Annotated in this window: 36 protein-coding genes and 1 pseudogene; 6 read left to right on the top strand and 31 right to left on the bottom strand. The window is 44.7% G+C overall.

Going from position 1 to position 24,089, the window contains the following annotated elements; genetic code table 11:
• Nucleotides 1-2 precede the first annotated feature (2 nt).
• The 24 genes and pseudogenes from AACL31_RS15815 to AACL31_RS15710 form a co-directional block, all read right to left on the bottom strand.
• Entirely contained in the window at nucleotides 3-302 is a 300-nt protein-coding gene (locus AACL31_RS15815; protein ID WP_339053367.1) for a phage baseplate plug family protein, read from the bottom strand.
• On the bottom strand, nucleotides 292-876 hold the full coding sequence (locus AACL31_RS15810) for a phage baseplate protein (RefSeq protein WP_339053366.1): 585 nt from the start codon (nucleotides 874-876) through the stop codon (nucleotides 292-294). Before AACL31_RS15810 ends, AACL31_RS15815 begins: the two co-directional genes overlap by 11 nt.
• A complete protein-coding gene (locus tag AACL31_RS15805) occupies nucleotides 876-2,843 on the bottom strand; it encodes a lytic transglycosylase catalytic (RefSeq protein WP_339053365.1) in 1,968 nt (655 codons plus the stop codon). The genes AACL31_RS15810 and AACL31_RS15805 overlap by 1 nt, the downstream gene beginning before the upstream one ends.
• Complete coding sequence (locus AACL31_RS15800; RefSeq protein WP_310509987.1) at nucleotides 2,830-3,009, bottom strand: DUF6889 family protein; 180 nt, start codon at nucleotides 3,007-3,009, stop codon at nucleotides 2,830-2,832. The genes AACL31_RS15805 and AACL31_RS15800 overlap by 14 nt, the downstream gene beginning before the upstream one ends.
• An 11-nt stretch (nucleotides 3,010-3,020) precedes the next feature.
• Entirely contained in the window at nucleotides 3,021-3,431 is a 411-nt protein-coding gene (locus AACL31_RS15795) for a phage tail assembly chaperone (RefSeq protein ID WP_339053115.1), read from the bottom strand.
• The gene (locus AACL31_RS15790) at nucleotides 3,431-3,871 is read right to left on the bottom strand and encodes a phage structural protein (protein ID WP_339053364.1); all 441 of its coding nucleotides are present in this window, start codon (nucleotides 3,869-3,871) and stop codon (nucleotides 3,431-3,433) included. The genes AACL31_RS15795 and AACL31_RS15790 overlap by 1 nt, the downstream gene beginning before the upstream one ends.
• Before the next feature lie 9 nt (nucleotides 3,872-3,880).
• Entirely contained in the window at nucleotides 3,881-5,359 is a 1,479-nt protein-coding gene (locus tag AACL31_RS15785) for a DUF3383 domain-containing protein (RefSeq protein ID WP_339053363.1), read from the bottom strand.
• Nucleotides 5,359-5,910, bottom strand: a complete 552-nt coding sequence (locus AACL31_RS15780) for a phage neck terminator protein (RefSeq protein ID WP_339053362.1) — start codon at nucleotides 5,908-5,910, stop codon at nucleotides 5,359-5,361. The genes AACL31_RS15785 and AACL31_RS15780 overlap by 1 nt, the downstream gene beginning before the upstream one ends.
• Nucleotides 5,900-6,289: a head-tail adaptor gene (locus AACL31_RS15775; protein ID WP_339053361.1), complete on the bottom strand. Its 390-nt coding sequence runs from the start codon at nucleotides 6,287-6,289 to the stop codon at nucleotides 5,900-5,902. The genes AACL31_RS15780 and AACL31_RS15775 overlap by 11 nt, the downstream gene beginning before the upstream one ends.
• On the bottom strand, nucleotides 6,276-6,824 hold the full coding sequence (locus tag AACL31_RS15770; RefSeq protein WP_339053360.1) for a hypothetical protein: 549 nt from the start codon (nucleotides 6,822-6,824) through the stop codon (nucleotides 6,276-6,278). The genes AACL31_RS15775 and AACL31_RS15770 overlap by 14 nt, the downstream gene beginning before the upstream one ends.
• Nucleotides 6,821-7,231, bottom strand: a complete 411-nt coding sequence (locus AACL31_RS15765) for a DUF4054 domain-containing protein (RefSeq protein WP_339053359.1) — start codon at nucleotides 7,229-7,231, stop codon at nucleotides 6,821-6,823. The genes AACL31_RS15770 and AACL31_RS15765 overlap by 4 nt, the downstream gene beginning before the upstream one ends.
• Nucleotides 7,182-7,418 carry a hypothetical protein gene (locus AACL31_RS15760; protein WP_339053358.1) on the bottom strand — a complete coding sequence of 79 codons (237 nt, stop codon included), beginning with the start codon at nucleotides 7,416-7,418 and terminating at the stop codon, nucleotides 7,182-7,184. The genes AACL31_RS15765 and AACL31_RS15760 overlap by 50 nt, the downstream gene beginning before the upstream one ends.
• Before the next feature lie 72 nt (nucleotides 7,419-7,490).
• Nucleotides 7,491-8,432 carry a DUF2184 domain-containing protein gene (locus AACL31_RS15755; RefSeq protein WP_339053357.1) on the bottom strand — a complete coding sequence of 314 codons (942 nt, stop codon included), beginning with the start codon at nucleotides 8,430-8,432 and terminating at the stop codon, nucleotides 7,491-7,493.
• A 10-nt stretch (nucleotides 8,433-8,442) separates the two neighbouring features.
• Nucleotides 8,443-8,961 (bottom strand): structural cement protein Gp24, encoded by a 519-nt coding sequence (locus AACL31_RS15750; protein ID WP_422389258.1) that lies wholly within the window; start codon nucleotides 8,959-8,961, stop codon nucleotides 8,443-8,445.
• 2 nt (nucleotides 8,962-8,963) lie between these two features.
• A complete protein-coding gene (locus tag AACL31_RS15745; protein ID WP_339053356.1) occupies nucleotides 8,964-10,175 on the bottom strand; it encodes a DUF2213 domain-containing protein in 1,212 nt (403 codons plus the stop codon).
• Nucleotides 10,176-10,180: 5 nt separating this feature from the next.
• Nucleotides 10,181-10,936, bottom strand: coding sequence for a phage minor head protein (locus AACL31_RS15740; protein ID WP_310513535.1), 756 nt, complete (start codon nucleotides 10,934-10,936; stop codon nucleotides 10,181-10,183).
• Nucleotides 10,845-12,081 (bottom strand): annotated as a pseudogene (locus AACL31_RS15735) (DUF1073 domain-containing protein). Before AACL31_RS15735 ends, AACL31_RS15740 begins: the two are co-directional and overlap by 92 nt.
• On the bottom strand, nucleotides 12,078-13,700 hold the full coding sequence (locus AACL31_RS15730) for a TerL protein (protein ID WP_339053355.1): 1,623 nt from the start codon (nucleotides 13,698-13,700) through the stop codon (nucleotides 12,078-12,080). Before AACL31_RS15730 ends, AACL31_RS15735 begins: the two are co-directional and overlap by 4 nt.
• A gap of 163 nt (nucleotides 13,701-13,863) precedes the next feature.
• Nucleotides 13,864-14,337: a DUF2280 domain-containing protein gene (locus tag AACL31_RS15725; RefSeq protein WP_310513533.1), complete on the bottom strand. Its 474-nt coding sequence runs from the start codon at nucleotides 14,335-14,337 to the stop codon at nucleotides 13,864-13,866.
• A gap of 69 nt (nucleotides 14,338-14,406) precedes the next feature.
• The gene (locus tag AACL31_RS21120; protein WP_422389280.1) at nucleotides 14,407-14,472 is read right to left on the bottom strand and encodes a hypothetical protein; all 66 of its coding nucleotides are present in this window, start codon (nucleotides 14,470-14,472) and stop codon (nucleotides 14,407-14,409) included.
• Entirely contained in the window at nucleotides 14,462-14,689 is a 228-nt protein-coding gene (gene lysC / locus AACL31_RS21115) for an Rz1-like lysis system protein LysC (RefSeq protein ID WP_422389257.1), read from the bottom strand. The genes AACL31_RS21120 and lysC overlap by 11 nt, the downstream gene beginning before the upstream one ends.
• Entirely contained in the window at nucleotides 14,604-14,984 is a 381-nt protein-coding gene (locus AACL31_RS15720) for a hypothetical protein (protein ID WP_339053354.1), read from the bottom strand. Before AACL31_RS15720 ends, lysC begins: the two co-directional genes overlap by 86 nt.
• Nucleotides 14,954-15,436 carry a lysozyme gene (locus tag AACL31_RS15715; protein ID WP_339053353.1) on the bottom strand — a complete coding sequence of 161 codons (483 nt, stop codon included), beginning with the start codon at nucleotides 15,434-15,436 and terminating at the stop codon, nucleotides 14,954-14,956. The genes AACL31_RS15720 and AACL31_RS15715 overlap by 31 nt, the downstream gene beginning before the upstream one ends.
• Complete coding sequence (locus tag AACL31_RS15710) at nucleotides 15,396-15,617, bottom strand: phage holin family protein (RefSeq protein ID WP_339053352.1); 222 nt, start codon at nucleotides 15,615-15,617, stop codon at nucleotides 15,396-15,398. Before AACL31_RS15710 ends, AACL31_RS15715 begins: the two co-directional genes overlap by 41 nt.
• A gap of 200 nt (nucleotides 15,618-15,817) precedes the next feature.
• On the opposite strand from AACL31_RS15710, the gene AACL31_RS15705 reads away from it, so the two are divergent.
• Nucleotides 15,818-15,967 carry a hypothetical protein gene (locus tag AACL31_RS15705; RefSeq protein WP_339053351.1) on the top strand — a complete coding sequence of 50 codons (150 nt, stop codon included), beginning with the start codon at nucleotides 15,818-15,820 and terminating at the stop codon, nucleotides 15,965-15,967.
• On the opposite strand, the gene AACL31_RS15700 is transcribed toward AACL31_RS15705, so the two are convergent.
• From AACL31_RS15700 to AACL31_RS15685, 4 genes are all read right to left on the bottom strand, one after another.
• The gene (locus AACL31_RS15700) at nucleotides 15,948-16,517 is read right to left on the bottom strand and encodes a hypothetical protein (protein WP_339053350.1); all 570 of its coding nucleotides are present in this window, start codon (nucleotides 16,515-16,517) and stop codon (nucleotides 15,948-15,950) included. The two genes, AACL31_RS15705 and AACL31_RS15700, sit on opposite strands and share 20 nt — an antisense overlap.
• Before the next feature lie 115 nt (nucleotides 16,518-16,632).
• Nucleotides 16,633-17,064: an antiterminator Q family protein gene (locus AACL31_RS15695; RefSeq protein WP_339053349.1), complete on the bottom strand. Its 432-nt coding sequence runs from the start codon at nucleotides 17,062-17,064 to the stop codon at nucleotides 16,633-16,635.
• 321 nt (nucleotides 17,065-17,385) lie between these two features.
• Nucleotides 17,386-19,548 carry an AAA family ATPase gene (locus AACL31_RS15690; RefSeq protein WP_339053348.1) on the bottom strand — a complete coding sequence of 721 codons (2,163 nt, stop codon included), beginning with the start codon at nucleotides 19,546-19,548 and terminating at the stop codon, nucleotides 17,386-17,388.
• A 3-nt stretch (nucleotides 19,549-19,551) separates the two neighbouring features.
• Nucleotides 19,552-19,749, bottom strand: a complete 198-nt coding sequence (locus AACL31_RS15685) for a helix-turn-helix transcriptional regulator (RefSeq protein WP_339053347.1) — start codon at nucleotides 19,747-19,749, stop codon at nucleotides 19,552-19,554.
• Nucleotides 19,750-19,900: 151 nt separating this feature from the next.
• Between AACL31_RS15685 and AACL31_RS15680 the strand changes: the two genes are divergently transcribed.
• The 3 genes from AACL31_RS15680 to AACL31_RS15670 all read left to right on the top strand — a co-directional run bounded on the left by AACL31_RS15680 (nucleotide 19,901) and on the right by AACL31_RS15670 (nucleotide 21,247).
• A complete protein-coding gene (locus AACL31_RS15680; RefSeq protein ID WP_339053346.1) occupies nucleotides 19,901-20,530 on the top strand; it encodes a LexA family protein in 630 nt (209 codons plus the stop codon).
• A gap of 316 nt (nucleotides 20,531-20,846) precedes the next feature.
• Nucleotides 20,847-20,981: a hypothetical protein gene (locus tag AACL31_RS15675; protein ID WP_339053345.1), complete on the top strand. Its 135-nt coding sequence runs from the start codon at nucleotides 20,847-20,849 to the stop codon at nucleotides 20,979-20,981.
• A 32-nt stretch (nucleotides 20,982-21,013) separates the two neighbouring features.
• Nucleotides 21,014-21,247, top strand: a complete 234-nt coding sequence (locus AACL31_RS15670) for a hypothetical protein (protein ID WP_310513069.1) — start codon at nucleotides 21,014-21,016, stop codon at nucleotides 21,245-21,247.
• On the opposite strand, the gene AACL31_RS15665 is transcribed toward AACL31_RS15670, so the two are convergent.
• Complete coding sequence (locus AACL31_RS15665) at nucleotides 21,216-21,455, bottom strand: hypothetical protein (protein WP_310513645.1); 240 nt, start codon at nucleotides 21,453-21,455, stop codon at nucleotides 21,216-21,218. The genes AACL31_RS15670 and AACL31_RS15665 overlap by 32 nt on opposite strands.
• A gap of 459 nt (nucleotides 21,456-21,914) precedes the next feature.
• On the bottom strand, nucleotides 21,915-22,883 hold the full coding sequence (locus AACL31_RS15660; RefSeq protein ID WP_339053344.1) for an IS110 family transposase: 969 nt from the start codon (nucleotides 22,881-22,883) through the stop codon (nucleotides 21,915-21,917).
• A 123-nt stretch (nucleotides 22,884-23,006) separates the two neighbouring features.
• On the opposite strand from AACL31_RS15660, the gene AACL31_RS15655 reads away from it, so the two are divergent.
• On the top strand, nucleotides 23,007-23,138 hold the full coding sequence (locus tag AACL31_RS15655; protein WP_339053343.1) for a hypothetical protein: 132 nt from the start codon (nucleotides 23,007-23,009) through the stop codon (nucleotides 23,136-23,138).
• On the top strand, nucleotides 23,135-23,368 hold the full coding sequence (locus AACL31_RS15650; RefSeq protein ID WP_310513607.1) for a hypothetical protein: 234 nt from the start codon (nucleotides 23,135-23,137) through the stop codon (nucleotides 23,366-23,368). Before AACL31_RS15655 ends, AACL31_RS15650 begins: the two co-directional genes overlap by 4 nt.
• 141 nt (nucleotides 23,369-23,509) lie before the next feature.
• On the opposite strand, the gene AACL31_RS15645 is transcribed toward AACL31_RS15650, so the two are convergent.
• Nucleotides 23,510-24,022 carry a hypothetical protein gene (locus tag AACL31_RS15645; RefSeq protein ID WP_339053342.1) on the bottom strand — a complete coding sequence of 171 codons (513 nt, stop codon included), beginning with the start codon at nucleotides 24,020-24,022 and terminating at the stop codon, nucleotides 23,510-23,512.
• Nucleotides 24,023-24,089: the final 67 nt, after the last annotated feature.

Here is a 24,089-nt window from a genome sequence, read left to right as displayed (position 1 = left end):
AATCAGTCCGTGATCCAGTATAATTTTACGGTTGCGCCCAACGTATCCGCGTTGATATCGCTTTCTTCATCTGATAGCAAAACGAGATTTCCTTTACTGATAAGGTGACTATATTGAGCCAGTAGATTTTCACCCACGATCAGCGGAATACCCTGTATCACCGGTTGATTGTCAACCGTGAGCATATCCAGCACCCAGCCCGCACTATCATGCCAGATAAGGCGAAACTGCCAAACAGTATCAGATAGCTTAATCGTAAATTGCTGGTTGGTGGGGGTAAGCGGTATTTCGTTAATTTCCATTGAAAAATGCGGCTCCTCGCTGTAATAGGCTGCGATTATCAACGGGTTTTGGCGTTTTCATACCGGTATTACTCACGCCACTTGTTGTATTCCCTTCCCGCATATTTTTTGCATCGGTAGATTTGATATTAACCGTTTGAGTTTGGGTGATGTTAAGCTCCCGCAAGGTTAATATCGCCATCAACACGGTTTCTGTGTGCTTATCCGTGGTCACCTCGATAGCGCGAATGCGCATATTCTTATACTTGCGCTTACCTGTTATGACATCAAACGGTTGACGGCTGGCTTGAAGCGCTAAAATTTGCTGGTAGATTTCCGGTGCGCTTAACCCTGCGCGAATAGCCACTTTTGCCGTGTCCCAAAAATCCAGTAGAGATCCACCACTTGAAAAACCCACCTCCATGGTCACTTCCGCCGGACGTTTGTAAGCGTGATCGGCAATTTCCGCGCCCAGTTCAACCGGATGTTCTGTGATTTCAAGGGTGTCGTGATGTTTTTCTGAGATAATGACATCCGGCACCAGCAAACCGATTTTGCGCGATCGTTGTGAAAAAAGCGTAGAAAGGATATCCATCAGTAGGCTCGCTGGGTTAATTGTCCAATCAGTCTGGCGTTAACGCCCGTTTGTTTATCGGCAATCGCATTGGCGGTAGCGTGGGGGTCTAATGCGCCTTCAACATTGATCGTGATATTCTGGTCAATATTATTTCGCATACCCGCATTTGCGGCATGATAGAGCATTGCCTGACTATACGGCTGTCTGCCATTTTCGTGCTCAACGATGCCAGACATGAGCGATGTCATGACCGTCGGATTGGACAGATTCAACACGGTGTCAGGGGAAACCCCTAATTTACCGGATATTTTATCAATGTAGGCACGAGTATTATTTTCACTGGCGGGAGCCCAGGTGCTAATAATTTTTTCAACGGTATTTAATCCCCTTTCAGCGTAGCGATTAAGCTGTGAAGAAAGTGCTTGTAAGCCCTCAAATGCGGTATTGAATTTGGCGAATCTTCCGTTAGGTGATTCACGTACTGCACCGCGTTGTCCAACAAAATTCAAATTACCCGGATTGTTATTACGAATACCCCGTGGAATATCGCCGGTAGGCACATCAGCGATATTATCCGGTATATTGCTGCCTTGATTTTTGTTTGCCCAGTCATTATCAATACCAAAAAAACGCAAACCGTTACCGATCGCACGTTTGACTTGACGGGTGTTGTAATCCCATGATGCGCTTGCGCTATCACTAATATTATCTTTATCTGAAATCAGATACCCCGCATAGAGACTCCACAATTTCAGCCAAGGTGGGATAGGTAACTTCGCTATTTTACTAAAAGCGCCCAATACCTTACTTACCCACGCGCCCGCAATAAAAATTGCTAAGATTTCAAGTGCATTTTTCCATCCACCCACCAGGTCAACCAATCCCGTTAATTTTTCACCTAACCATTTAAATGCCGCTTTTGCCTGGTTGATTTCACCTTCCCACTTAGACCAGTTGATAAAGGATTTTCCACCTTCTTTCCACGTCTGGTAGTCTTCCCAAAGTAACAATAAGGCCGCGATAAGACCGGTGATAATCCCGATGGGCGAAGCAAAGAATGCCCGATTGAGCCCCCAGATAGCCACTGCCAATCCGCTAAAGGTAGTGATGAGTTTTTTAGATTTTCCGTCTAAATTGCGCCACCAGTCAAAAATCTGCTCGATCGCCTGACTCATTCGCCAGATAACGCGCCCCACCATTTCACCGGCTCGAATAATGCCACTAATGAGACGGGTTAATACTCTCTCAATTTTAGGAAAATTATCCAGCAGTCTTTTGCGCAGATTGTCTATCTCTTTAGTCAACCCCCCTGCTAGGTTTGATCCGACTTTATCGCGTAAAATACCAAATAACCCGGTCAATCCTTTCATCGAGGTCATAAACTGGTTGGACTGTTTGGCAGCAACGTCTGCGTTAAATCCGGTTTGTTTAAGCATACGCTGGTAATCAGCAGAAAATTTGTTCAACCCTCTACGCATGGCCATTAGCGTATTTTCATCAATGCCTAACAGTTGGGCATATTGATTGGCGCGGTAATAGGGCATTGAGGCCAGTTTATTCCCCACACGGGTAAAAATAGCGCTCATATCCTGCAAATTGCCATTGGCATCACGGGTCTGCACCCCAAGACGATTTAAAAACCCCTCAGCACCCGGACTGTTTCTCAAAAATCGTGCCAGATTTTCAAGTGAACCTCTTGCCGCTTCTGCGCTACTGCCGGTGAGACTGGCGGCATACCCTAATGCTTTCATACCGTTAACACTAGCGCCTGTACGCTGTGACGCCCAGTACATCTTATCAAGACCGGCGGCAATTTGTGTGGTAAATCCCACGACGGCAAGCGCTGCCCCCTCAACCGACGCACCTAGTTTGATAACATTGGCACTCACCCCCGTAACAACGGACTGAAATTTTCGCAGGCCACTGTCATCAACCTTAAAACCTAAGCTGATGAGAAAATCTTGCAACGTTTCAGCATTCGCCATGGCGATTTCTCCAACGCGCAATTCGCGCTTCGTTATCCTGTTCGATATCTATCCACTCATTCATTTCTGCTAAATCTGCCAAATCGATTGAGCCATCTTTTAATTTGTCGAATTTTATGTACCCATACTTAACAGGAAGGCGTAAAAAGTCTTTACCATCCGGCATTGAATCCAGGGTTAATCCTGCGACAGGAGGCTGGCTGTCTCGTCGCCTTGGGGTGCGTGAAAAAAATTACCGAGGGAATCTCCAATCACCTGCGCCACAATCTCAAGCAGGGTTTTTAAGTCAATATCATCAAACATCAATTCGCCCTGGCGAAAAATCGGCGTCCATGCCTTGGCATTTTTGCGTGAAACCACGGCTAAACAAGGGTGCAAAATCGCGTTACAGTCTTCATCGCTCATTTGGGCAATGGAATTTGCCATAATGGGTAACACCGCTGCCATTGGCATTTCCCCTTGCTGTAATTTTTGCAGTTCACCCGTTAAACCGGATAACACCGGCAATAACTTTCGCGTCACCTTAAGCTGGTCAAACACATTGAGTTTTTGACTTCGATATTCATGACCGTTAATTTCAATTTCCACTAAAATTCTCCTAATAAGGCGTCGATCTTAATGCAGTCAAAGACCCATGCTAAAACATTCGCCTCTTTTGCATTTTGCAAATCCGGTATTTTTTGAAACGCACAACTGCGCGCGGTGATCATATCGCCAGATACCGGATTACGGATCACAATCACGTTATTACCCCAAAGGGTAGATGACACGCTTTGCGCGTTATAGGCGATCATCAGTTTTTTGTTAACCGGTGAGGCTTTAATCAGACTGACCGTAACGGTGCCGGATTTTCCGCCATGTCGGGTATGCATCCCTTCACCATCAGCACCAATGGTCATGGTGTTTTTGGCTTCGGTCATTGTCACCACTATTCCTTCTTCCGAGTTCGCCGAGCCAGCGCCCAAATCTATCACCCCCGTGGGGCCGGTTAGCGTGGCGGAAACATCAGCAAAACTATAAGCGGCCATTTTCTCTCCTTATCGAACAATGGTGATTAAGACATCCGCGAAATGCACGGCACCCGCTAACTTACAGGCAACCTGAATCGGCGGCGCCTTGCGTTTTTCGCGCTCAGATTGCGCCTGCTCTGCCAGCGGTTGAATATAAACGTAATATCCTTTGGTGAGCGTATCCCCGCTTGTTAATTGACCTATACTGCCACCGTTCCATACCCCCGGTGCCAGTAGCCCATTAGTGACCACCTGCGCTAACGATTGCTCAACATTGGTCAGAAGCTGCGTGCTGCCTTGCTCCGTTTGAGGGACTTTGGTGGGGCTGGTATACAAAAGATTATACAGATTGGTTTGCACAAAGTTTTGCAACCAGTCCAGCCCATGGCGTTCATCGAAAAAATCACCATTGGCCATCACGCCTTCTTGTATAATGGCGGTGTCGTTATCGTAATTGACAAACACGTTGCAGTTTTTGGCCGCCAGCGTATTCGCCTGTGACGTAGTCAACGTCTCCGCTTTAACACCCGGTTCCTGTTTGAATTTGAGGGTGATCGTGGTGTTATTGCCGTTGAAATTCACTGAAAACGCCCGTCCAAAAGCAGAGGCTGCTGCATAGGGGGTTGATGAAGAATATTGTGTAAAGACCCGTTGATATTTCGCTTTTTTCAAAACAGAAGCGATATCATCCGCTTTCGTACTATCCAGTACGGCGGTATCTTGGGTGGTAAACCCAAAAACGCGGGAACTTCCGGCCGCGCCAATAAAGTTGGCGATACCTTTCACTTCATCGGTAGAAAGCGCAGCGGTTACCACCAGTCCATACCAGCCGCTCGAAAAATCCGCCAATGTTGAAACCGCATCAACGATAGTTTCACCGTCCATACCTAAAACAGGGGTTGCGCCACTCTCTTGGGTTAGTTTCAACAACGCCGATAAATCGGTACCTGATTCCGGTGCGGAAGCAAAACCCACTGCGCTTGTTTTACCTGCCGTATTCGATGTCATCACAAATCGACTATCGTTATTATTCCACGTTATTGTAGACGTGCTCATTTTTTCACCAATTCGGGCGGCAACACCGTTTAAATTGGTTTCTTGCGAAAAATCAATGGCACTTAACTTAACCGTTCTTCCGTTTACACTGATATTCATCGCGCCATCGGTAATCGCCTTAAAATTGTTAATTTTTGTCTCTTCTTCGGACAAAATGCCACCGCGCAATAATGCGGGTGAGGCTGCTTTTACCCAGCGTCCCACGTATAAATCGACGGGTTTTGGTGACTGCTGGTAATAGAGTGAAGCCGCCTGATACTCGGGTGCGGTTGTACCAAAATCATTGGCGACTTCCTCAATATTGGAATACGCCCGTAATCGCTCAAGCGGATCGATAACGGGTGAATCACCTAAAATGAGTAGTGAACCAAAATTACGGCGACTTGCGGCACGCGGTGACATATCAAGCGTGACCTTAACCACCCTTGAAACGGGTAAACCTGTTGACATTATTTGTCTCCCAAAAACGTGACGTGGGCATCTGTCACTGATTTTATGTGATAGCGACGCACCACTTTGCGACGTAGATGAACGGTTATATCAAACCGGTTCACCCACTGATTGTTGATAAGCTCAGGAAACGCGGTAATTTGGCTGTGGCTACCGAGGGTAAGATTGGACTTATTCAGTTCGGCGTTATTTTGACTGAGCATAATGCCATCCCGAAATCGGGCGGCGTAAACCATACCTTCTCTTCCGTAGAAAGAAGCCATACAGGTTAAGGTTTCGTACTGCCAAAGTTCGCTCGATTCATCGCTTTGTTTTACCAAAGCGGGATTTGGCTCACTGGTAATATCAATGATACCGAAGGCACACCAGTTAGTATCAGGGGATGGCAATGGCGCGGGCTTTGACTGCCAACGCGGTAATACCTGTTTTGCGGGCAACCCCGATACGCCACCAACCCAACGACTTAACAGACGATTTAAGCCTTCATTATACAGGGCATTATCATCAAAGGGCGTTAGCCATCCAGCCTCCGTACTGCTGTTATTGCTCATGAGCGATGCCTCCGTCAAACGGCATCAGTTCACAATGCGCCTGCACAAATCCCGCACCATAAGCGGTGTAAGGATCGACGGATTTGACCAGATATTTGCGCCCCTGATAGGTGACAATATCGCCAATATGATGGGTTTCACCGGCTATTAATCGGGTGGTGGTCACCACCAATATTCGACCACTGACCAGTTGACCAGACGTTCTTATTTGTGCCTCAATTGAACTATCCACCGTTACTACACCTGAAATAGGATACGTACTTTCTTTTGTCGAAGTAATACCTTCATCATCAATCAAAATTTCCCGTCGTGTGTAAGTGAGCGAGGTATCGCAAAAATCCGGATCAAAAAGCACATCGGTTACATCAAGCATTGGCATTTTTCTTTCTCACAACATAGGTAATTGAACGACGATAGATACCGGTGTCAATCAGCGGTCTCGCGTTAGTATTATCCGGCGGTAAACCGGTTTTTCGATTCTCAAGCTCTTTCGCTGCGCCTTTACGTCCTCGTCGTGCTCTGGCAGCTAATGTACTGTCCGCCAGTGGCACAAATTTGCTTTGAGTAATGACGGCTTGCACGCCTTGAACGGCGATCTGACCTGCTCGATTTAACGCTTGCTCTGCTTTATCCGGCTGATCATCCAAAATGGCTTTAGCGGCAGATTTCAATTCAGCGGTGGTTTTAGTTTCCACTGAACGAATACCCGGTATTAAATGTGGCCTTGCCGGAATGTTTTTAGCCGGTGAGCCAAACTCGTTGAGATAACCAATCGCTGCATTGCTAAAGGGAATATCCTCGCGTTCACCCTTTTCAGCCGGAATACCGACCAGTACCTCTTTTTTACCAAGTTGAACGAGGGCATCAAACAATTTACCCGTGTTGTCAATACGTAAGGTGACGCCACTTTTCATAATTGCCGGCCTCCAGCCCCAAACATAAGCACCCATTGGTAAAACTCCGCACCAAAACGGGTGTTATTCCAAAATCCGGCATTGGGGTTTAGCGTCATGCTGTTATCGTAACTGACGCTGACCTTATCAACCGACTTGGATGTTGCCACCCCTGAACTTGAACCGCCAACACCGCCCGCCTGTAAATAACGCGAATCCATGGCATAAAGCGTGAGGTAATGCGCGACAAATAACCCCACCCAGTAAGGAAAAACATCACTACCGGACACATTTTCACTGAGGAATTTGTCGGCTAAATTTAAACGAAACTGAATTTGCGCATCTGGAAATTTAACCTCATCGTTAAACGGGGAAAAATCATTGCGAAATTGTTGTACCGTTGGCAGGTTTTTGTTCCGTTGACGCATCGATATCCTCTTTATTTTCAGTTTCCTTTTTTCCCTTCGCTTTTTTCTTGGTATGCCCGTTTTCTTTGGTTAACGCTTTAACGGGAGTAAGCACAATGCTATGCGCCTCGGTAAACCAATGTTCTGCCGTGCTTTTGCTTACGTCGTGAATACCGACATCATAAATGGGTTCGCTCGCCGGATTCATGGGTAAGAGTAAAGGGTGTGTGTACTTGAATCCGCATAAATAGACTCCAAAAAGAAAGCCTCATATAGGGACTTAAATGCCATCACAGTAAGCTAGCGTTTCCCGATAAACGGGCTCGACGGCACCTAGACGACCATAATAGGTGGTCAGTTGATACAATCCGCGGTATTGAATGGGAATACTTTGTAGTGGCACCATCGGAAAGCGTACATATTGCTTTTCGTTGGTATAGGCCACCATTCTATCTTTATTACCTACCCCACGGCCTTTTAACCATTTTACCGCCCGGATATTCAGCGGGATACCGTTTTGATGATACGCAATGGTATTGGTTTTCAGGTAAGTCAGTAAGGACTGGTTACCCGCACTAGACACCAAAATAGTGGATAACAATGCAAATTGTTCAGGTGGAATAAGTAAATCTGTGGGAACCATCGAGTACGCCGATGCTGCCCACGCATCGCTTAATATTTTATTGATGCTGTCGCGAATTTCATCGGCGGTTGATTCGCTCCACTTTTTGGCAGCGTTATTGGTCTTGATATTATCAAGATTGAGCAACCCTTTTACATTCATTGCGGTGTCACCAATATAGACTTGCTCGTCAATGTCCATATTCCATTTCAGACGCATACCGTCATATTTTTGCGAATCTACCGGACGACCAATTTGTCTTGCGGCTTCAAGTTCGACGACCGTCCAGCCAAGCTCCATCCCCCAAAGTTGCAGTGGGAACCCTTCTTTTTGAATATCGATATTCACGCCGGCGATCGCGGTAGAATCCTTCCCTATCCAGTTTTTACCGTTTGGATTGGCGCCTGTCCCTGCGGCGGCAAATCCGGTACGGGTAAAACTTGAAATATCATCCGCAATTGAAACATCTTCTCGTAACTGAATATCACGACTATAGGTATATTGCACCAAAGGGAGATTAATCGTCTGGTCTAAACGCTCAAGCTCACCAATCAAAAAAGCGCCGGTTGAGTCAATCGTACGCTGGTCAAATGTTAACATGGGTTATTCCTTAAATTTTGTACGATATTTCAACGTTGCCGTCAGCATCACCGTGTCCGGTGAATTCCGCATTAGCCAATATCACGGTATTTATGTTTTCTGACGCCCCTGACCCCGTTTTTTCTTCAGCAATTAAAATAGCACCCAGTGGGCTTTTATCCGTTGCCCCTGCCACTCGCACATAGACCTTGGCACCTTTTTTAACCTGTTCGCTATCCACACCCACATTCACCATCACATAGCCTCGCTTTAGCGCATCACCGGTGAAATTTTTATCTTTCCCGACTTGTTGAATAAAATCTTGCGTTTGCGTTGTTGGATAAGGGCGAATATAGATGCCTTTGATAACATCAGCGGTATCACCTTCGGCAAGCGGCACAAAATAATCGCCGTCATATTTCCCGGCTAATCCATAGGCGGGAAAACCGTCTTTAGATTTCAATAAGACAGGTTCAGTGGTCAAATCCCGATAGCGTGAGATAGCACCGGCGATACCCACTGGCATCCGATAAAGATAAGGTTTCATCATTTTTATTTCCCTCGTGTTGCCCAAAATTCGGCATTTGCCTTGTTTAAATCGGCGATAGTATTGCCGGATTTTCGGATTGAATCGATAGTGGGGGTATTGGCGGTATTGCGGTTTTTCGAAAGTTCTGCGACCGCATTAAACGCCATATCCACCGTGCGCTTAGGTAATCGGTTAATTTCTGCATCTCCCACAATAGAGCGCACAATAGTTTGGTCTGCATTGGCTAACACCTGACGTTTAAAGGCCGTGGGTTTTACCGGTGTTGAAAGGGCTACCCCTGGCATAATCAACTCTGCTTTATATGCCGCATCGCCGGTAATGGTTTCTGCCTTTTCGTTTTTTTCCTCGTCATCAACGGTACCGGCTGTTTTATCCTCCGGTTTATCGCCACTATCAGCGGTTTTACCCTCAAGAGCATCTAACCGGGTCAAAATAGCCTGAATGTAATCCGGTACCCCCTCATCACGGGTCTCGACTTCGGGTTTTTCGGCTGGCATCGGGGTTTGAGGGCTGATAGTAATATTAATCGCCTTCGGTAACTCGCCGGTGCCTTCATCACCGGTGAGGGATTCAGGCGGATTATTTAGGACTGATTCCATTGCCACGGCGTCTTTCGTGCGATGGGCACTTAGCAGCCGTTTGAACCAGGTTTGTGTTTTGTTTGACATACTGTCTCCAATTGCACATCGTATTCCCGCTCTGCCTTTAGGTACCAGAGCGACATGATTGCCAACGATTTCATACTGACGTGCGATGCCAGGCGCAATCTGTTCGTATTGCGCATCATAGCCACACGAGACTTCGTCGTTGCCGTTGTTAATTTCCTCGATTGCGAGCGCATCTTTGATAATTAAATCCGCGATTATCAAATCCGCCTGTTCACCTTCTCCGCGCCTCACATTTTGTACATGCCCCTGCGCCAAATCGCGCCAATTGTCGATATCAACAAAAATGACATTGCCTTCTTCATCTTCGGGATGCAGTAGTGTGACACTCATCCCTTCAAACGAGGCCAGCGTTTCGGGACGAAAGACGTCACTTTCCTCTCTTTCTACCAGGATTTGTCCGCGGCTATCCGGTTTGACCTTCGGCAAATCCAAGGCGGAATAAACCTGCGTGCCCGTTCGGGCAATCGGTACGTTTTTACACAATAGCGAGCCGTCCGCCATCTGGTAACGGGTGTTACCAAGACGGGTTTCAAAATAATATTTCATGGGTTTTATCTGTCAGAAAAAGAGACTTCACAGTAGCAACGGCAATTGGGTAATGCGCCCGCGTGCCCTGTCATACCATCCAGGGTAGGTGGGTTGTGCCAATCGATAAATTGACCTTCCAGTTTTTTGTGTGATGGCCTTACATCACCATCATGGGCGGTACGCCAAATATAGCCGGTTGAGCCAATTGCCAATGCTCTCGCTTGAGTTAAGGCTTGCGTTGCTCGGCCTAGTTCGGTACGGGCTAGCATCTTTGCCCGCGATGCCGCCACCTGACCGGATTGCGCTATCATTGTGGTAAAATGTTCAGGTCTTTCGCCGTTCACTACCGCTTCAATCGCTCTGTTTTGGATATCGTAGACTCTATCAGCGGCATCCATTGGCAGCGATTTAATGTACTTGATTTGCTCATGGACAATAGACTGCATGACATGCCCCACGGGTGCTTGAGCAATTAACTGTTTGAGTTCCCCGCTCATTTCATGGCTATTTTGTTGCCACAATTTCGCGTTATCTTGTGATACCGTGTCGACAAATTTTGTCGCTACCCGCCTTGCCCAACTCTCGATAAGTTCGCTGTAATCCTCTAATGCTTGCTGAATGTCCAGCACTGAATCATTCGAACCGTCGTAGCGTTGGTTGATAATAGCGCCAATTTCGCGGGCAACCTTACTCAGGCTCGTTCGATATTGGGTTTCCGCCCGTTTTGACCGTCGCTGCGTGGACAGCACTGAGCCTTGGCGGCGGTTCGTCTTCCGCATGATTGATATCCTCATCGGTGATGGTACTGCCAATACTGATAACATCGGACAAATCCCGTAGCGAGGACATGGCCGCTTTCATTGACAGCATGCCGCCATCCTGCGCGGCATTGAGCGCATTAATCATGTTAACCGCGACGGTAGACTTATCCATGTCTGACATTTGCCAAAGGGGATTAAACGCAAAACTAAAATCATCGGGTAAGGGTTTACCTAATGCCGATTGATGCGCTATCTCAAATAGCTTCCTTAACGGTTGCTTTAATCGCCTTGATTGTTGCGTGGCGATATTGTCGTAGTAATTGGCTAAATCGGCATCGCCAGTATTGAACCCTGACGGGGATTGACCAAACAGCCGGACTAAGGGAATACCTGTCGCTCCGCTAATCTGTTCAGCAAACCGCGCCAGCACGTTATCTAATCCTGAAAACGAATAGCTATGCGTTTCAAAGTCATCGTCCGTATCCATGAGCGTCATCCCTTCGTTGCTCTGGTACTGACGTATCATGTCCATGTGCTTCATCAGCGATTCGTATGGCTTGCTGGTAAGGGAGTGTCACCCCATCAAAACGGATTAATCGACTATGATGCACTTTCCAGGCGGGAATGCCGTTCTCAACGGTCACAATGTCGTAGAATTCTGGTCTACCTAGGTCCTTGCTTAACGTTTTGATACGACGATTCAAATCCGGGTTAACCTGCCAACGGTCAAGCGGTAAAATACCTTTGAATTTACCTTGTCCTATCGTCTCGATACGTAATGGTGTAAAAGGCGCTTGCCCTTCTATCATAATAAGCCCTAATGCGCCGCCGTAAAGCCGTGACCACTTGATCGCGTTATTGAGACTCTCCCAGATTTCCAGTTCATCAAATAAAGATTCGATTTCCCCTTTGTCGCTCGACTCCATTTGTGAGGTGATACGCACGCCTTTTCGTGTCATATCGTCGGCGACGGTATCGACCGCCGCACCAATGATCCACGATGAGCGATAAGCATATTCGAGTAATAACCGGTTTCGACTTGTCCAGTCAGGGCGATAAGTTGAATCCGCATGTTGATTGGGGGTTTGCATCCCGACACGGGCGGTAAAATTCTCATACCCGTCAGCCGTTTTTTGAGAGTGTGATTTTTTCTTTTTTGTCATGCGCTTCTACCCAGTAGTGTCCAGATTTCAAGTGCCGTGTTCATTGGGGCAAAGTTGATCATCACTGAATCGGCTAGATTGGGTGACTTTGTCCCATCGGGTTGTTTATCTATTACGATTTTTCCCACCGCGTTAATGGAATAGGTTGGCTGCGATAATTCAACGATGAGTTTGTCTTTGAGTCGCATTGCGCCATTAATGGCAATCAGTTCATCCGGTTTGAAGGGTTGTTTTTCGACTACCGCTCGGTAAACATTTTGGAAGCGTTTGCGTAAATGCCACCAACTTTGCGCTTTGGCATTGGCAAAAAAATCCTTGTTTAATCGCGCATTCTGGCCGTCAAATCCGGCGATCGCTTCTTTGTCTGGGTCAAACACCCCGCCACTGCCGCGAAACGGCACGGCGTCAATACGTACGGCGCTTTTTTGTCTACGCTGGTCATTGATAATTCTAGCGTCCCCTCGCACACCTGCCCCTAATCCATCTTCATCAAAGCGAAAGCTCTCTAGCTGATACTTATCGGCTAACTGAAAAACGGTCTCAACGCTGCCAAAAATATCACTGCCTTTTCCCGACCATTCCTCAATACCTTCAAGTAAAAAGCCGTGACGCCAAGAAAAGGCGTTCTTGTCTCTGCCCTCATCCGCCACATCAAAGGCGCCCAGGCGGATACCGGTTGGGTTAATGCCAAGTTTCGTGTGGGCATCAATTGCTGCCTGTACCCATTCGGCCGGAATTAAGACACCTTCAACCGACGCCTGATAGTTCAAATCCAGCTCTTGCGCCACAATGACCGGATTATCAATTTTCTGGCATTCTTTCTCGTACCATTCTTCGTCTTTACGCGGGTCACTGCGCCAATGAAAAGTAAATACTGGAATACGGCCACTATGGCGTTTTTGGGCAAACGGATTGGCCATGCCGTTGACCGAGCTCAAATCAATGCGGCAACGGGTGGTTTGCGATAAGGCAGCATCAATCAATAATGGACGAGATAAAAAGGCAGCCTCATCGACGAAATAGAGTGTCGTGCGGTCACCCCGTCCGATATTGTCCCCTGCTTCACCCTTGATAATGGCACCTGTGTTTGGGAAATTGACCCGCATGTAGGGGGCGTGTTTTTTCGCTTCCCAACCGCCCCTAAACTCTTGAGGTAACGATTCCACAAACTTGCGCGCTTTCCAAAATAGCGCTTTCGGATCACCGGTGCTGTCAACGTACTCTTCTTTGCGGGAGCCAAAGCCAATCACCATTTCCTTGTTGAAGAGACATAACGCACAGGCTAACGCAATTGACGTCCAGCTTAAGCCCATTTCGCGGCTTTTTTCGGTAATGCCATTTTCACGCCCACGCCAGCGGGTCATTATCCAGTCAATCCAGGCTTCCTGTTTCGGGAACAGCAAAAAAGGAATAGTCACCGGTAGTCCATAATCAATATTGCGCGGATCTGTTGTCATGCCCCAGTCGATAATAAACTGCGCGGGATTATCCTTGTAAAATCGGGTTAATAGTTCAAAACTTTCCGGCTGCTCCCGAAGACGTTGTAGTCGCTCCGCGCGCCACTTAAACACCTGGACATAATCCGGCTTTTTAAAGTCAAAAGGGAACGGTAATGGCATAGGGATTTGTCCAGAAAAAAGCGAGTCAAAAAAATATATCGCACATAACTGCGTACATAAAAAATAAAAACAGGAAATTAATTAACGTAGTATATTGATATTAATACATAATATTTATCTAAATATTATTTCTAGTAAAAATAAGTAAGCGATTTTTAGCCCTTTACCCCATCAATTTTTTATAGGCTTCTGCCGCCTGTTCGGGGGTCATCTCATGCGTGATTAATTCAACCTGATTATGTGAAGTTCCTGAATGTTCTATTTTCTGTTTATTGGTATACGCGTCACCACATTCTTTAGCTGCTTGCTCTATCATTTGCGCCGTGAGTAAAAAATTATCCATCGACTCTGTTCGAATCGCCATACGGTTTAACACACGCAGTCGATACGCTTTATTGGCAATAGGAATATCACTAATCTCTTTTTTGAATCGCTCTCGCGTGAAGTGAAAGAGATCAACCCATTTTTGACCAAGGCTTTTTCCAATCGCTTTTGTGGGGTCATAGGAAGAGACCTGTTGTACGGTGAGCGTTAATCCAAATTCCAGTTTCACCTGTTTGAGCACCTGAGTTGGGCTATCGAAACAGGCTAACGACTGCACGATGAAGGCCTTAACCTCTGGAGATAATGCCGCCATTGGTTACCCCTCCTACTAAGTTAATATAATTTATTCTGGTTAATTTCAATCGAAAACACGTTTACTGATTTATTGACACTGTGTTTTGATGTACTGCTGTAAATATTCTGTCTGCTTATCGTTCTCAACTATCATTTCTCTGCTCTTCAATTCGCTTTATTGCCTGTTTGTCAAGATTACACTGTTCAATCACTGTCAGTAACTGCTCATTGAGTATCAGGCTATCACGCCATGTCATCATACCCGCAATCGCTGGCGGCAAGCAGTCAGCGAGTAGGTGAGAGGGTATCGGAATGTGAGGAATCTGAACGTATTCGATTTGTGTGCTGCTGCAACTCGACAACAGCACCATTAGGGATAATGCGATTGGCACAATCCCAATTGGCGACATGCGTTTTAATTGCTGCTTGTGTTGCTTCAGAGTCAACCGCTTTACGCTGACGGGTTTCACTATTAATTCGTGCAATATCATTGATTACCCTTATTGACTGAAAAGCATTAGTCGTGATGGCTACCTGTTTATTGAGGTCAACAGTGAGTTTTTTATTTAATGCCCTGACTTCGTTTAAGGATGTCAACAACCAAGATGCCCATAAGATTAATCCTGCAATAATCACTACGACAAATGCGTAAGGTCGCCATAACATATTACGCTCTCTATTTCTCGACGGGTCATTAGTCCTTTCCAGACTTCGCCTTTCACATAAACCCATCGTTTCATCTCATCACATGCTCCCTTTCGGTCATCAGCGTTGAGCTTTTTGAGTAACGTCGATTTAGCGAAATTTCCTACGCCCACGTTGTAGGCAAATGAGTAAAGGGCTGCCTGAGTGAGCGTATTGATACTGACCTTAATCAACGGGTCAACGTAACGCTTAACCGCGTTTAAATCGTCATTAAGCCACTTATCACACTCTTCTTGCGTGTACGTCCGGTTAGGCTCAATCTCGTTGCCTGTGTGCCCGTAACAGACGGAAAGCACACCACCCCCATCGAAATAGGGCTTAAGTCTCAACCCTTCAAAATGCGTTATTATGCTTGAGGCCAAAAACAACGCACTACCGCCCGTTGCCATCACTATTTTTTTCGGTATTTTCATACTGACGCTCCTTGAGTTTGTACTCCTTTTTGCGGTAGTACACGTTGATTAAAAATGTCCCTATCGTGCAGACAATACCGACAATAGCCACCCACTGCTCAAGGGTAAAAAAACCTAAAATGGTCGTCATAATGCCCCAGAGATAGGCCGTTGGGGTTGAGTATTTTTCAGGCATGCGCATATACCCTCCTTGTTGAGGGTTCCATTGCTTGGATTAAACAGGGGAGCCAACCGCCTTACTCGTTTCGATTATTAGATTTGTCAGTATTGCGGTGGCGTAAATGCCAAAGCGAAATAAAGCCAGTTAAGCGACTGGCGGCACATATCCGTATTTGATATTGTTAAATCGTCAAATAAACCAATGTCAAAATAAGGAAAATTATGTCTGACCAAAAACAATCACCAAGTGAAAACAACACCCAATCTTCTAACGCCGGAAAAACCACGCCAGAACAAGGTGCTAAAGACTTCACAACAAAACGTATGGTTGTCGGGGATTCAGCGAAAAATATCAAAAAAAGTAATAAGTAATTGCAGATATTGTCATTGATAATATTGGAGTGAGGATTGTTGCGATCCTCACTCTATTTAAATGTTTTCTAATTTTGATGTTAATATCAATCAATTCATCCGCGGTAGCACATAAATCAATTAGCCGGTAACGCCGTATGAGCGTTAAGGGTTTTCTTTGCGCTTTGAACCCTTTGATTTCTAAATTTTTATAATCGGTATCACAAATGGCTTTGTAAGGTTGCGTATACAATCTGTTTGGCGAAGTAAACACAGCACCTCTAATATTTGGTCGTAAGCAGAACAAGACCAGATACCCTGCACAGAGCACCCAACACATCAGGAAGGTAGCTAAACCCATCGTTAAATACGCAAAAATTGGCTTTTGCGTTAAGAGCAAGAAAGCGGAGCCAATGCCTACTATCAAAATGTTTAGCAATTTATACGCGTTTTCAATATTAACCGTATTCGACTTGTAAATTTCTTTAGCGCACTCCTCACCTTGTTTTTCAAGAAATGCCAATAGGTCATCATCCACATCAAGGAAATAATCACTTGGAAGTTTGTTCATCCCCACCCCACAAAAAAGAAAACCTCGCAAAAGCGAGGTGAGCAAAAAATACTTAATTGAGGTTTTATTTATCAGCGTACATTTCGGCTGGACGCAAAAATTCATCATGGGCACTTTAGCATACCTTTTGCGGCCGCACCAGTGTTTGATAACTGTTTGTATGATATTTGTACAATACATCGATATCTAATTGAATATCAAGGGTTTCTAAGCATCCCAAAATAAAGCCTTCCGCAATTTGCATTCTTTTTCGCACCTCATCCTCTCGTACCGCAAACTTTCGCGCGATAGCACGCTTGGATATCCCACGGATATAATAATCCTCGATGTAATTCAGCTCTCTCGCCATCCCCACCGTGTTAAGGCGACTGACGCACACATCAATCACTAACCCATCTGCATCACTGCATGATAAACGATTTGCCCCGGTAAACGGCATGAAGCGGTTAAAGCCCGATGCCACCGGCAACCAGCTCACCGATGCGTACGGATCACCCGTACACCAACCGCCCCAGTGGAGTAGTATTTTCTCGATGTCTCTGCTCATGATCTTTGTCGCTCCTGTTGTGAACGGGAATGTTTTTGCCGCTCGCGTTTAAACTTCAATTCAGGCATTTCAGGTTTTGCATATTCATTTGAACTGAATAAAACCGCAACGGCTCGGGCGCAACAAAACCCCTCACCCCCTATAGGGGGTGAGGGGTTTTGTGTTGCGCCTTCTCGCTAGCCGTCATGTTGCGCTTTGTTGCGCTAAAAAACCTTTTAAAATCAATGATATTATTTTTTGTTGCGCTTTGTTGCGCTTCATGTTGCGCCTTACTTCCAATTAACCTTAAAAATTGCATATCTATGTATAATAATTGCATATTTATATAATCTCTTCTCTTGGTTGATTTTGGCTTTTTTGTTTTTCTTGCAAACTGTGAAAATTTTTCCGCTCATCTTTTTGGTCGTTTTCACGTTCGAGTGCTAGTATCGAATCATAAATAATGCCATCAGACGACTCAGAAACACCTTGCGACTTTTTCATTCTTGAGATAACCGTTCGCAGAATATTTGATTCCATACCTAAATCTTTCCATCTTTCTCGTAGTACTGCCCGTTCAATACGTCCGCCTGCACTGTCTAATTGCTCCCAAACCCAAGCTTCATGTGTATCACGCTTTGTGGGCTTGCTTTCATCATCAAAAGTGGTGATAATTTCAGCGAAAGGAACATCTTCAAACACACGTTCGGTTGTTAAACGTACCGGCTCGTAGATCTCTCCTTCTGTACTGGTATAGTCGTTATTAACGCTTTCGTTTTGCTCAATAACGTAATCGGGTAGTGGTACCGTAGGGACGTGATAGCTTTTAGTCGGTTGGGTGGGGCCAGTACGCTGTTTCTCATTGATAAGGTTAACGGACTCACCCACTCGCTCTACCTTAATAACCGAGTCGACGTTTGCAAAAGCCGCAGAAGAGCCACGCATCCCTTTATTACTGTCTTTCCCTGTGTGGTGGATGAAAACTACCGCTGCTTCAATTTCTGAAGCAACTCTGGTTGCGCCCGCCAGAAATTTAGCCATATCCCCAGCACTATTTTCATCACCGGAGTTCATCGACTGCGATAACGTATCCACCACAACCATACGTACCGGCTCTCCGGTTACATCTTTTATACGCTTAATTTCTTTCAATACACCATTAACCACCTTTGGCTCTGCTAAATCAACCGCACGCGGTAACGTGTAAAAGTTTTTGATAGGGTTACCATTATTATATTTATCTGCCCATGCGCCTACCCGTGGCGAAATCGAGCTTCCACCTTCTGCGGCAATATAGAGAACAGAACCGCCCTTTATGTTCCTTCCCGCCCAACGGTGTTTCATCAGGGCAACGCGCAAGCTAATAGACAAGGCGGTATAGGATTTAAAGGTAGAAGAAGCGCCATAAATCGCCGTCACACCCACAGGAATAAGCCCCTCAACAATAAATTTTCCAGGGGTTCCGTAACCGCCTAAATGCGGTTGCGATACAGGTAATTCAATCTCACTGGCAACCCCCGTTTTCAATCGCGCTGCCCCGGGATTTACCCATCCTGCTTTTTGCGCTAAACTGAATATTGCTTGATAGCCTGTTCTTTCGGCGCGTAGTTCAGGCCATTTGGCTTCTGCGGCGGATAAGTTTCCTTTATCGGCGGCCGAAGACCAATCAAGCCACATCTTTTTAGCTTCCTCCTCAAAGGGTGTGTCTTTAAACCAGGCGAGGCGATTGCCCATATCCACCCATGAAGGGTAATTCTCCGCCTGGTTTATCATTTTCGGATACCATAGTGCGGAACGTAAATCTTCGAACGTCTGATCATTAATATTTTGCAAATCGACTAGACGGGTTAGATCGTCATTATCGGATTTAGGCACATCGATATGCTCAATAACAGGCGTATTATCGGAGGCTAAAAGCGTATCCACATCAACCACGGTACCTTCAAAACTTTGGTACTTAGCGCCTTCATGAGGAGCAAAAACCATATGCGAAGGCTCATAGACAGAGCGATCCCACTTGATCGCCAGATCACTGAGCAATTCGAAACAATCCATCAACTCCTGCTCAATCCGTGGTCCTAGTTGTGCATATTCGGAGGCAGTCACCTCACGAGATAACAAAAAACCAATACGCCAGCGTTGCTCACCCTGCACAACGGGATGTTCATGACTGGCAGTGGTATAGGCAAAACATTGATAAAATCCGAGAATGCCTGTAAGCATTTCCCACGCGTCTAAGGCACAACCATCCATGTCAAGCCATAACACGCTGCGGTTACCCGCATTAAGCGCATTACGCCCTTTCTTGACATTTTTCATCGCACCCCAGATATAATTAAGCGCTTTTTTCTTTTTGTCGAAAACCGCTTTTGGATCGGAGGGACTAATATTAATATGTTTGGTTAATTTTTTTATCGCCTGCTGATACTCAGCAAAAGAGCCAGCAACAGCAGGACTCGGGCGCTGATCAGTAACACTACGCCCGACGGAATAATTGATTTGCATGGGTTATTTGGCCTTAGTGTTTGAAGCTGAACCTTTAAGCAGCCATTCAGGATCACACTCAAGAACATGAGCTAATTCTAAAATGAAACGAGGACGACAAATAATATCATCTTCTATTTTATTTATAGCTTGTTGGGATAAACCAACATGTTTTGCCAGAACGCTTTGAGTTAACCCTAAAGCTTTACGTCTATTTTTCACCCTATTTCCTAAAGTCACGTTAATACCTCATTAACAGTGTTTAATAACTACTTAATTAGTATTCAATCACCAATAAATGTGTTTGTCAAATACAACAAAATTAGTATTAATAAATAGTAAATAAATAAAAAATTATACTTTGGGGAAAATTATGACTATAGCATCAAGAATGAAACAAAGACGCAAAGCTTTAGGGTTAACTCAATTAGAGCTAGCGAATTCAATAGGTATTAGTCAACAATCGATAGAGTCAATAGAGAATGGCAGAACACATAAACCCAGAAATATTTTAGAATTAGCTAAAGCTCTGCAATGTAATCCCGAATGGCTCTTAAATGGTAAAAACATAATACCGTTAGCAGAAATCACATCTAACTCCAAAAGTATTCCTTTACTCAACTACATGCAAGCCGCGTGTTACAAGGAGAAAGATTTGACTACCGACGAAACAAATAATTATGAATATACTCTGGTCAATGACAGCGTTAGTGACAATTCATTTGCTTTACATATTGAAGGAGACAGTATGAAACCTGAATTTGAAGAAGGAGATCTGGTTGTTATAGACACAGCAATTAAACCTACCCCAGGTGAATTTGTCTTCGCAAAAAATAGTAATAACGCAGGAACATTCAAAAAATTTAGACCACTAGGTGTTGGAGTCAATGATTTTGAGTTAGTGCCTTTAAATACCGATTATCCAATATTGCGAGCATCCGAACATAACATGCATATAGTCGGTGTAATGGTTGAACACCGTATTTATCGTAGAAAACGCTAACCATTGCAACCAATAGAGAGTTCATATTTGAACTCTCTACTAACTATTATTCCCTTAATATTCCTCTAGATAGCTTAAACCCCTTCTGCATTACTATCAAATAAGTAAAAAAATCAAAAACTTTTTAATAAATAACAATCACATACACAAACATACACTTTTATATGTTTACAAATACTATTTATATAGTATATTTAAAATACTAACAGATAGAACTATCACCCGCTCTTTAACAATTTAGAAAGTCGGAACCGCACAGATTTTTCTGTATAGACCCCTGCGCATAAAATGCGATGTACCGTCAAACGCGATCCGGTTGGCGAGAAGATTAGCCCCATTTGATAAAAATGGTCGTGAAAGGGCAACACTGACAGAAAAAGAAATGCAAACGCAAAAAACACTAATTATAGGTCATTTTGCGAAGTGGCCTATGGTGGGTGACGACAGTTAAACGCTAAATTACATTAAATTAAGAGGTCAAACATGGATAACGAACAGTTAAGTAGGAAAACCGTGATTATTGACGGGAAAGAAATTGATAAAGAAATTGTTCATCACTGTATGGATACGGTGGAGCAAGCTGTTTTAGACGTTGTGACACATTTAGTGAAAAACGGTGCAGAAAAAGAAGACGTTATTAATGCTGCAAAAACTACCGCCGAGGCGATAGTAGTTGGAATGGTTTTTAATCTTTCTGGCCTAGCTTCTTCCAAATAGCTAAAGACTTCTTGCTGCCAGCATCCTCAATAATTTTTTGATAAACATCTTCTAGTTTAAGAACTTCAATAAGATATTCTTCAGGGGTAAATTTTTTATCACAACGTCTAAGGTATTCGACCGCTAAAGCGCGAGCATCGTATTTATAGCATACAAATTTTTCATTTTTATTGGACATTACTTTTTCCTTATAAGTTAATCGAACCATAAGGATACCACCTCGCCTGACGTGGTTAAAAGCAGGCAATGAATAAATTACGTTAACAAGCACCGCGCTTTAGCCCTTTTTACGGTGAACAAAATGCTCAGATATATCAATATTTCGATTAGGTTTTTATTTATAATTCTTGCTCTCCCAATCGTTTTTTATCTTGGTGTAGTTCAAAATACTGATTTGAGTTTTTTTATTGGTAGATGGGAAGCCAAGGCTGAAAAACTCCTCGCTTTACTACAAACATTCTTGGATAAATATTTCCCTGTAGCGTCAGAGCAAGAAAGATGATGCGCCAAACAGTCGGTTTTGGGGTGTGTGAATAACCAAAATACAGCCATTAAGTTAAAAACCAACACCAGGGCACTACCAATATGGCTGTAGATATAATCCGGATACCTCCGGCACACACCGCCAAAACCGATTGGTATTTAGCAACTGTCTTGAACGTTAAAATTATGGAGAAACGTGATGGTACGACTCATTCCATTCTTCGTTCTTTCTGAGCATCGCGTTCAGGATAGTCAGCAGCTTGCGCATACAGGCGACCAGCGCCACTTTTTTGGCTTTTCCCGCTGCAAGCAGACGCATGTAAAAGGCTTTTATCACCGGATTAAAGCGAGTTGCTACAAGCGCGGCCATATAAAGTGCTGTTCGGACTCCGTCCCTTCCGCCAAATATGGTTCGCCGACCACGCATGGTACCCGAGTCCCGGTTTATGGGGGCAACGCCTACAAGCGCGCTAATAGCGCGCCTCGAGAGGCTGCCCAGTTCGGGAAGCTCCGCCAACAACGCAGCAACTGTCATGGTACCAACCCCTTTAATGCTGCTCAGCCTAGCGGCCAGATCCTTAAAGTGGTTCCTTATGTGGTTGTTCATATCCTCATCGATTCTGGCAAGTTCATCTTCCAGCGCCTTGATGATGATGTTGATGCTTTTTCTATTCTGTGGATGTGCGGTATACAGCCTATTACGTTCTGCCACCAACATTGTAATCAACTGGCGTCTGCGTACGACCATCGCAGCAAGAACCTGACGTTCTGCATTTGGCAGAGTCCGGATAAAGCGCTCTCGCTCCGGATGTCGATTAATAACCTCTGCCATTTGTGCAAGCACTTTGGCATCAATACGGTCAGTTTTTGCCAGATAGCCCATAGCGCGGGCAAAGTCTCGGGATTGTCTGGGATTGATCACAGTGACGTCAAAGCCTTCAGCCTGGAGCGAGCAGGCCACAGTAGCTTCAAGCCCGCCAGTTGCCTCCATCAGAACCAACACCACCGAATGCTTTCTCAATTCGGCGATAATGGCATCAAAACCGTCAGAGTCATTACTGACCGTAAACTGTGCAATATCACAGCTGGCTGCTATGTCCAGCGTTGCTTTAAAAACATCAATACCCACACAAAGTGGATTTGGCTGACTCATGATTACCCATCCTTGCAAATGCGTTATGGAGTACGGACAACTGTTCGGGTTTCAGATGAGTGGCTCAGTGTATGCGCCGGTCGCTAATTAACGGGCTTAAAACCCTAGGAGGAATCGGGCTGCATGCACCTTGCCAAATCTAATCGTAACTATTTTAAACCGTTTTCAAGATACAAGGAGGAATCGGGCTGCATGCACCTTGCCAAATCTAATCGTAACTATTTTAAACCGTTTTCAAGATACAAGGAGAAATGATGAAATTTGAAGAATTGAGTGAAAAATCTCAAGAGAAAGCCAGCGAAGCGCTACTGTATGCATTACAGGCAGAAATGGATTCAAATCGCGCTATCGATAATGTCAGGGCGAAAGCACTTGCATCGGCTATCAGAGACGGTTTTATTGCACTTGAAACAGAAGAGCTAGAAAAAAGAGCTAGTAAAGATCCTGGTAAAAACAATAAGAATTTTGGGTTTGCCAATTCATGATGTATACGGTAACCAGGCTTCCCAATCGTCAACCAGGCTAGTCACTCATTATTGATATACCTGTTTTGTGTGTTGTCGTAAACCACAAAGGGGGCGAGCCTGACGCGCCAGAAATATCAGGCAACTCAATAAAATAGTTGATCACTTGTAATCCCTAACATACTCATAAGGGAAATCATAATAGGCATTGCATCTATGACAATGGAAAAGCGCATCGTGAAGAGAAGTATCACCTGGTTTAATGACAGCATATTGAAGTATCGATTTCACGCCAGACTCATAGCAATGAATACAAAGATAGTGAGGTTTTTGCTCAGCACTTTCAGGTATTTTGCTACGGTAGACTACCGTACCCGGTTTAGAGGGATAAAGTTCATAATTAGATTTTTCAATCAACCATTGCTCTTTGTTATTAACCTCTTTTTCAAGCTCAATGATGCGATTATTTGCCATCATCAAAAGTTCTTGAAATAGTATTTGTTGTTGGGATACCGCACCTAATTTATTTAATAAATCTATCGTTTTTGATTTGACTTCATAATCGATTTTCATACTGAGAATAGCCCGGCAAGCACTAAAAGCCTGACCAACAGATGAAGTCGTGTCTGTTAACACCTCAGTTATTTTAGTAATAATGTTTTTATCTTCTGACATAAAAATATCTCACTCTGTAAGGGTGAAATTATTTTAGCCAATTTCTCTCTGTAGGGGTACAAGAGAA

Source organism: Arsenophonus endosymbiont of Crataerina pallida (genome assembly GCF_964020125.1).
GTDB classification, from domain to species: domain Bacteria; phylum Pseudomonadota; class Gammaproteobacteria; order Enterobacterales; family Enterobacteriaceae; genus Arsenophonus; species Arsenophonus nilaparvatae.
Note: the sequence above shows the minus strand (reverse complement) of the source record. Positions and strands in the feature narration are given on the sequence as shown.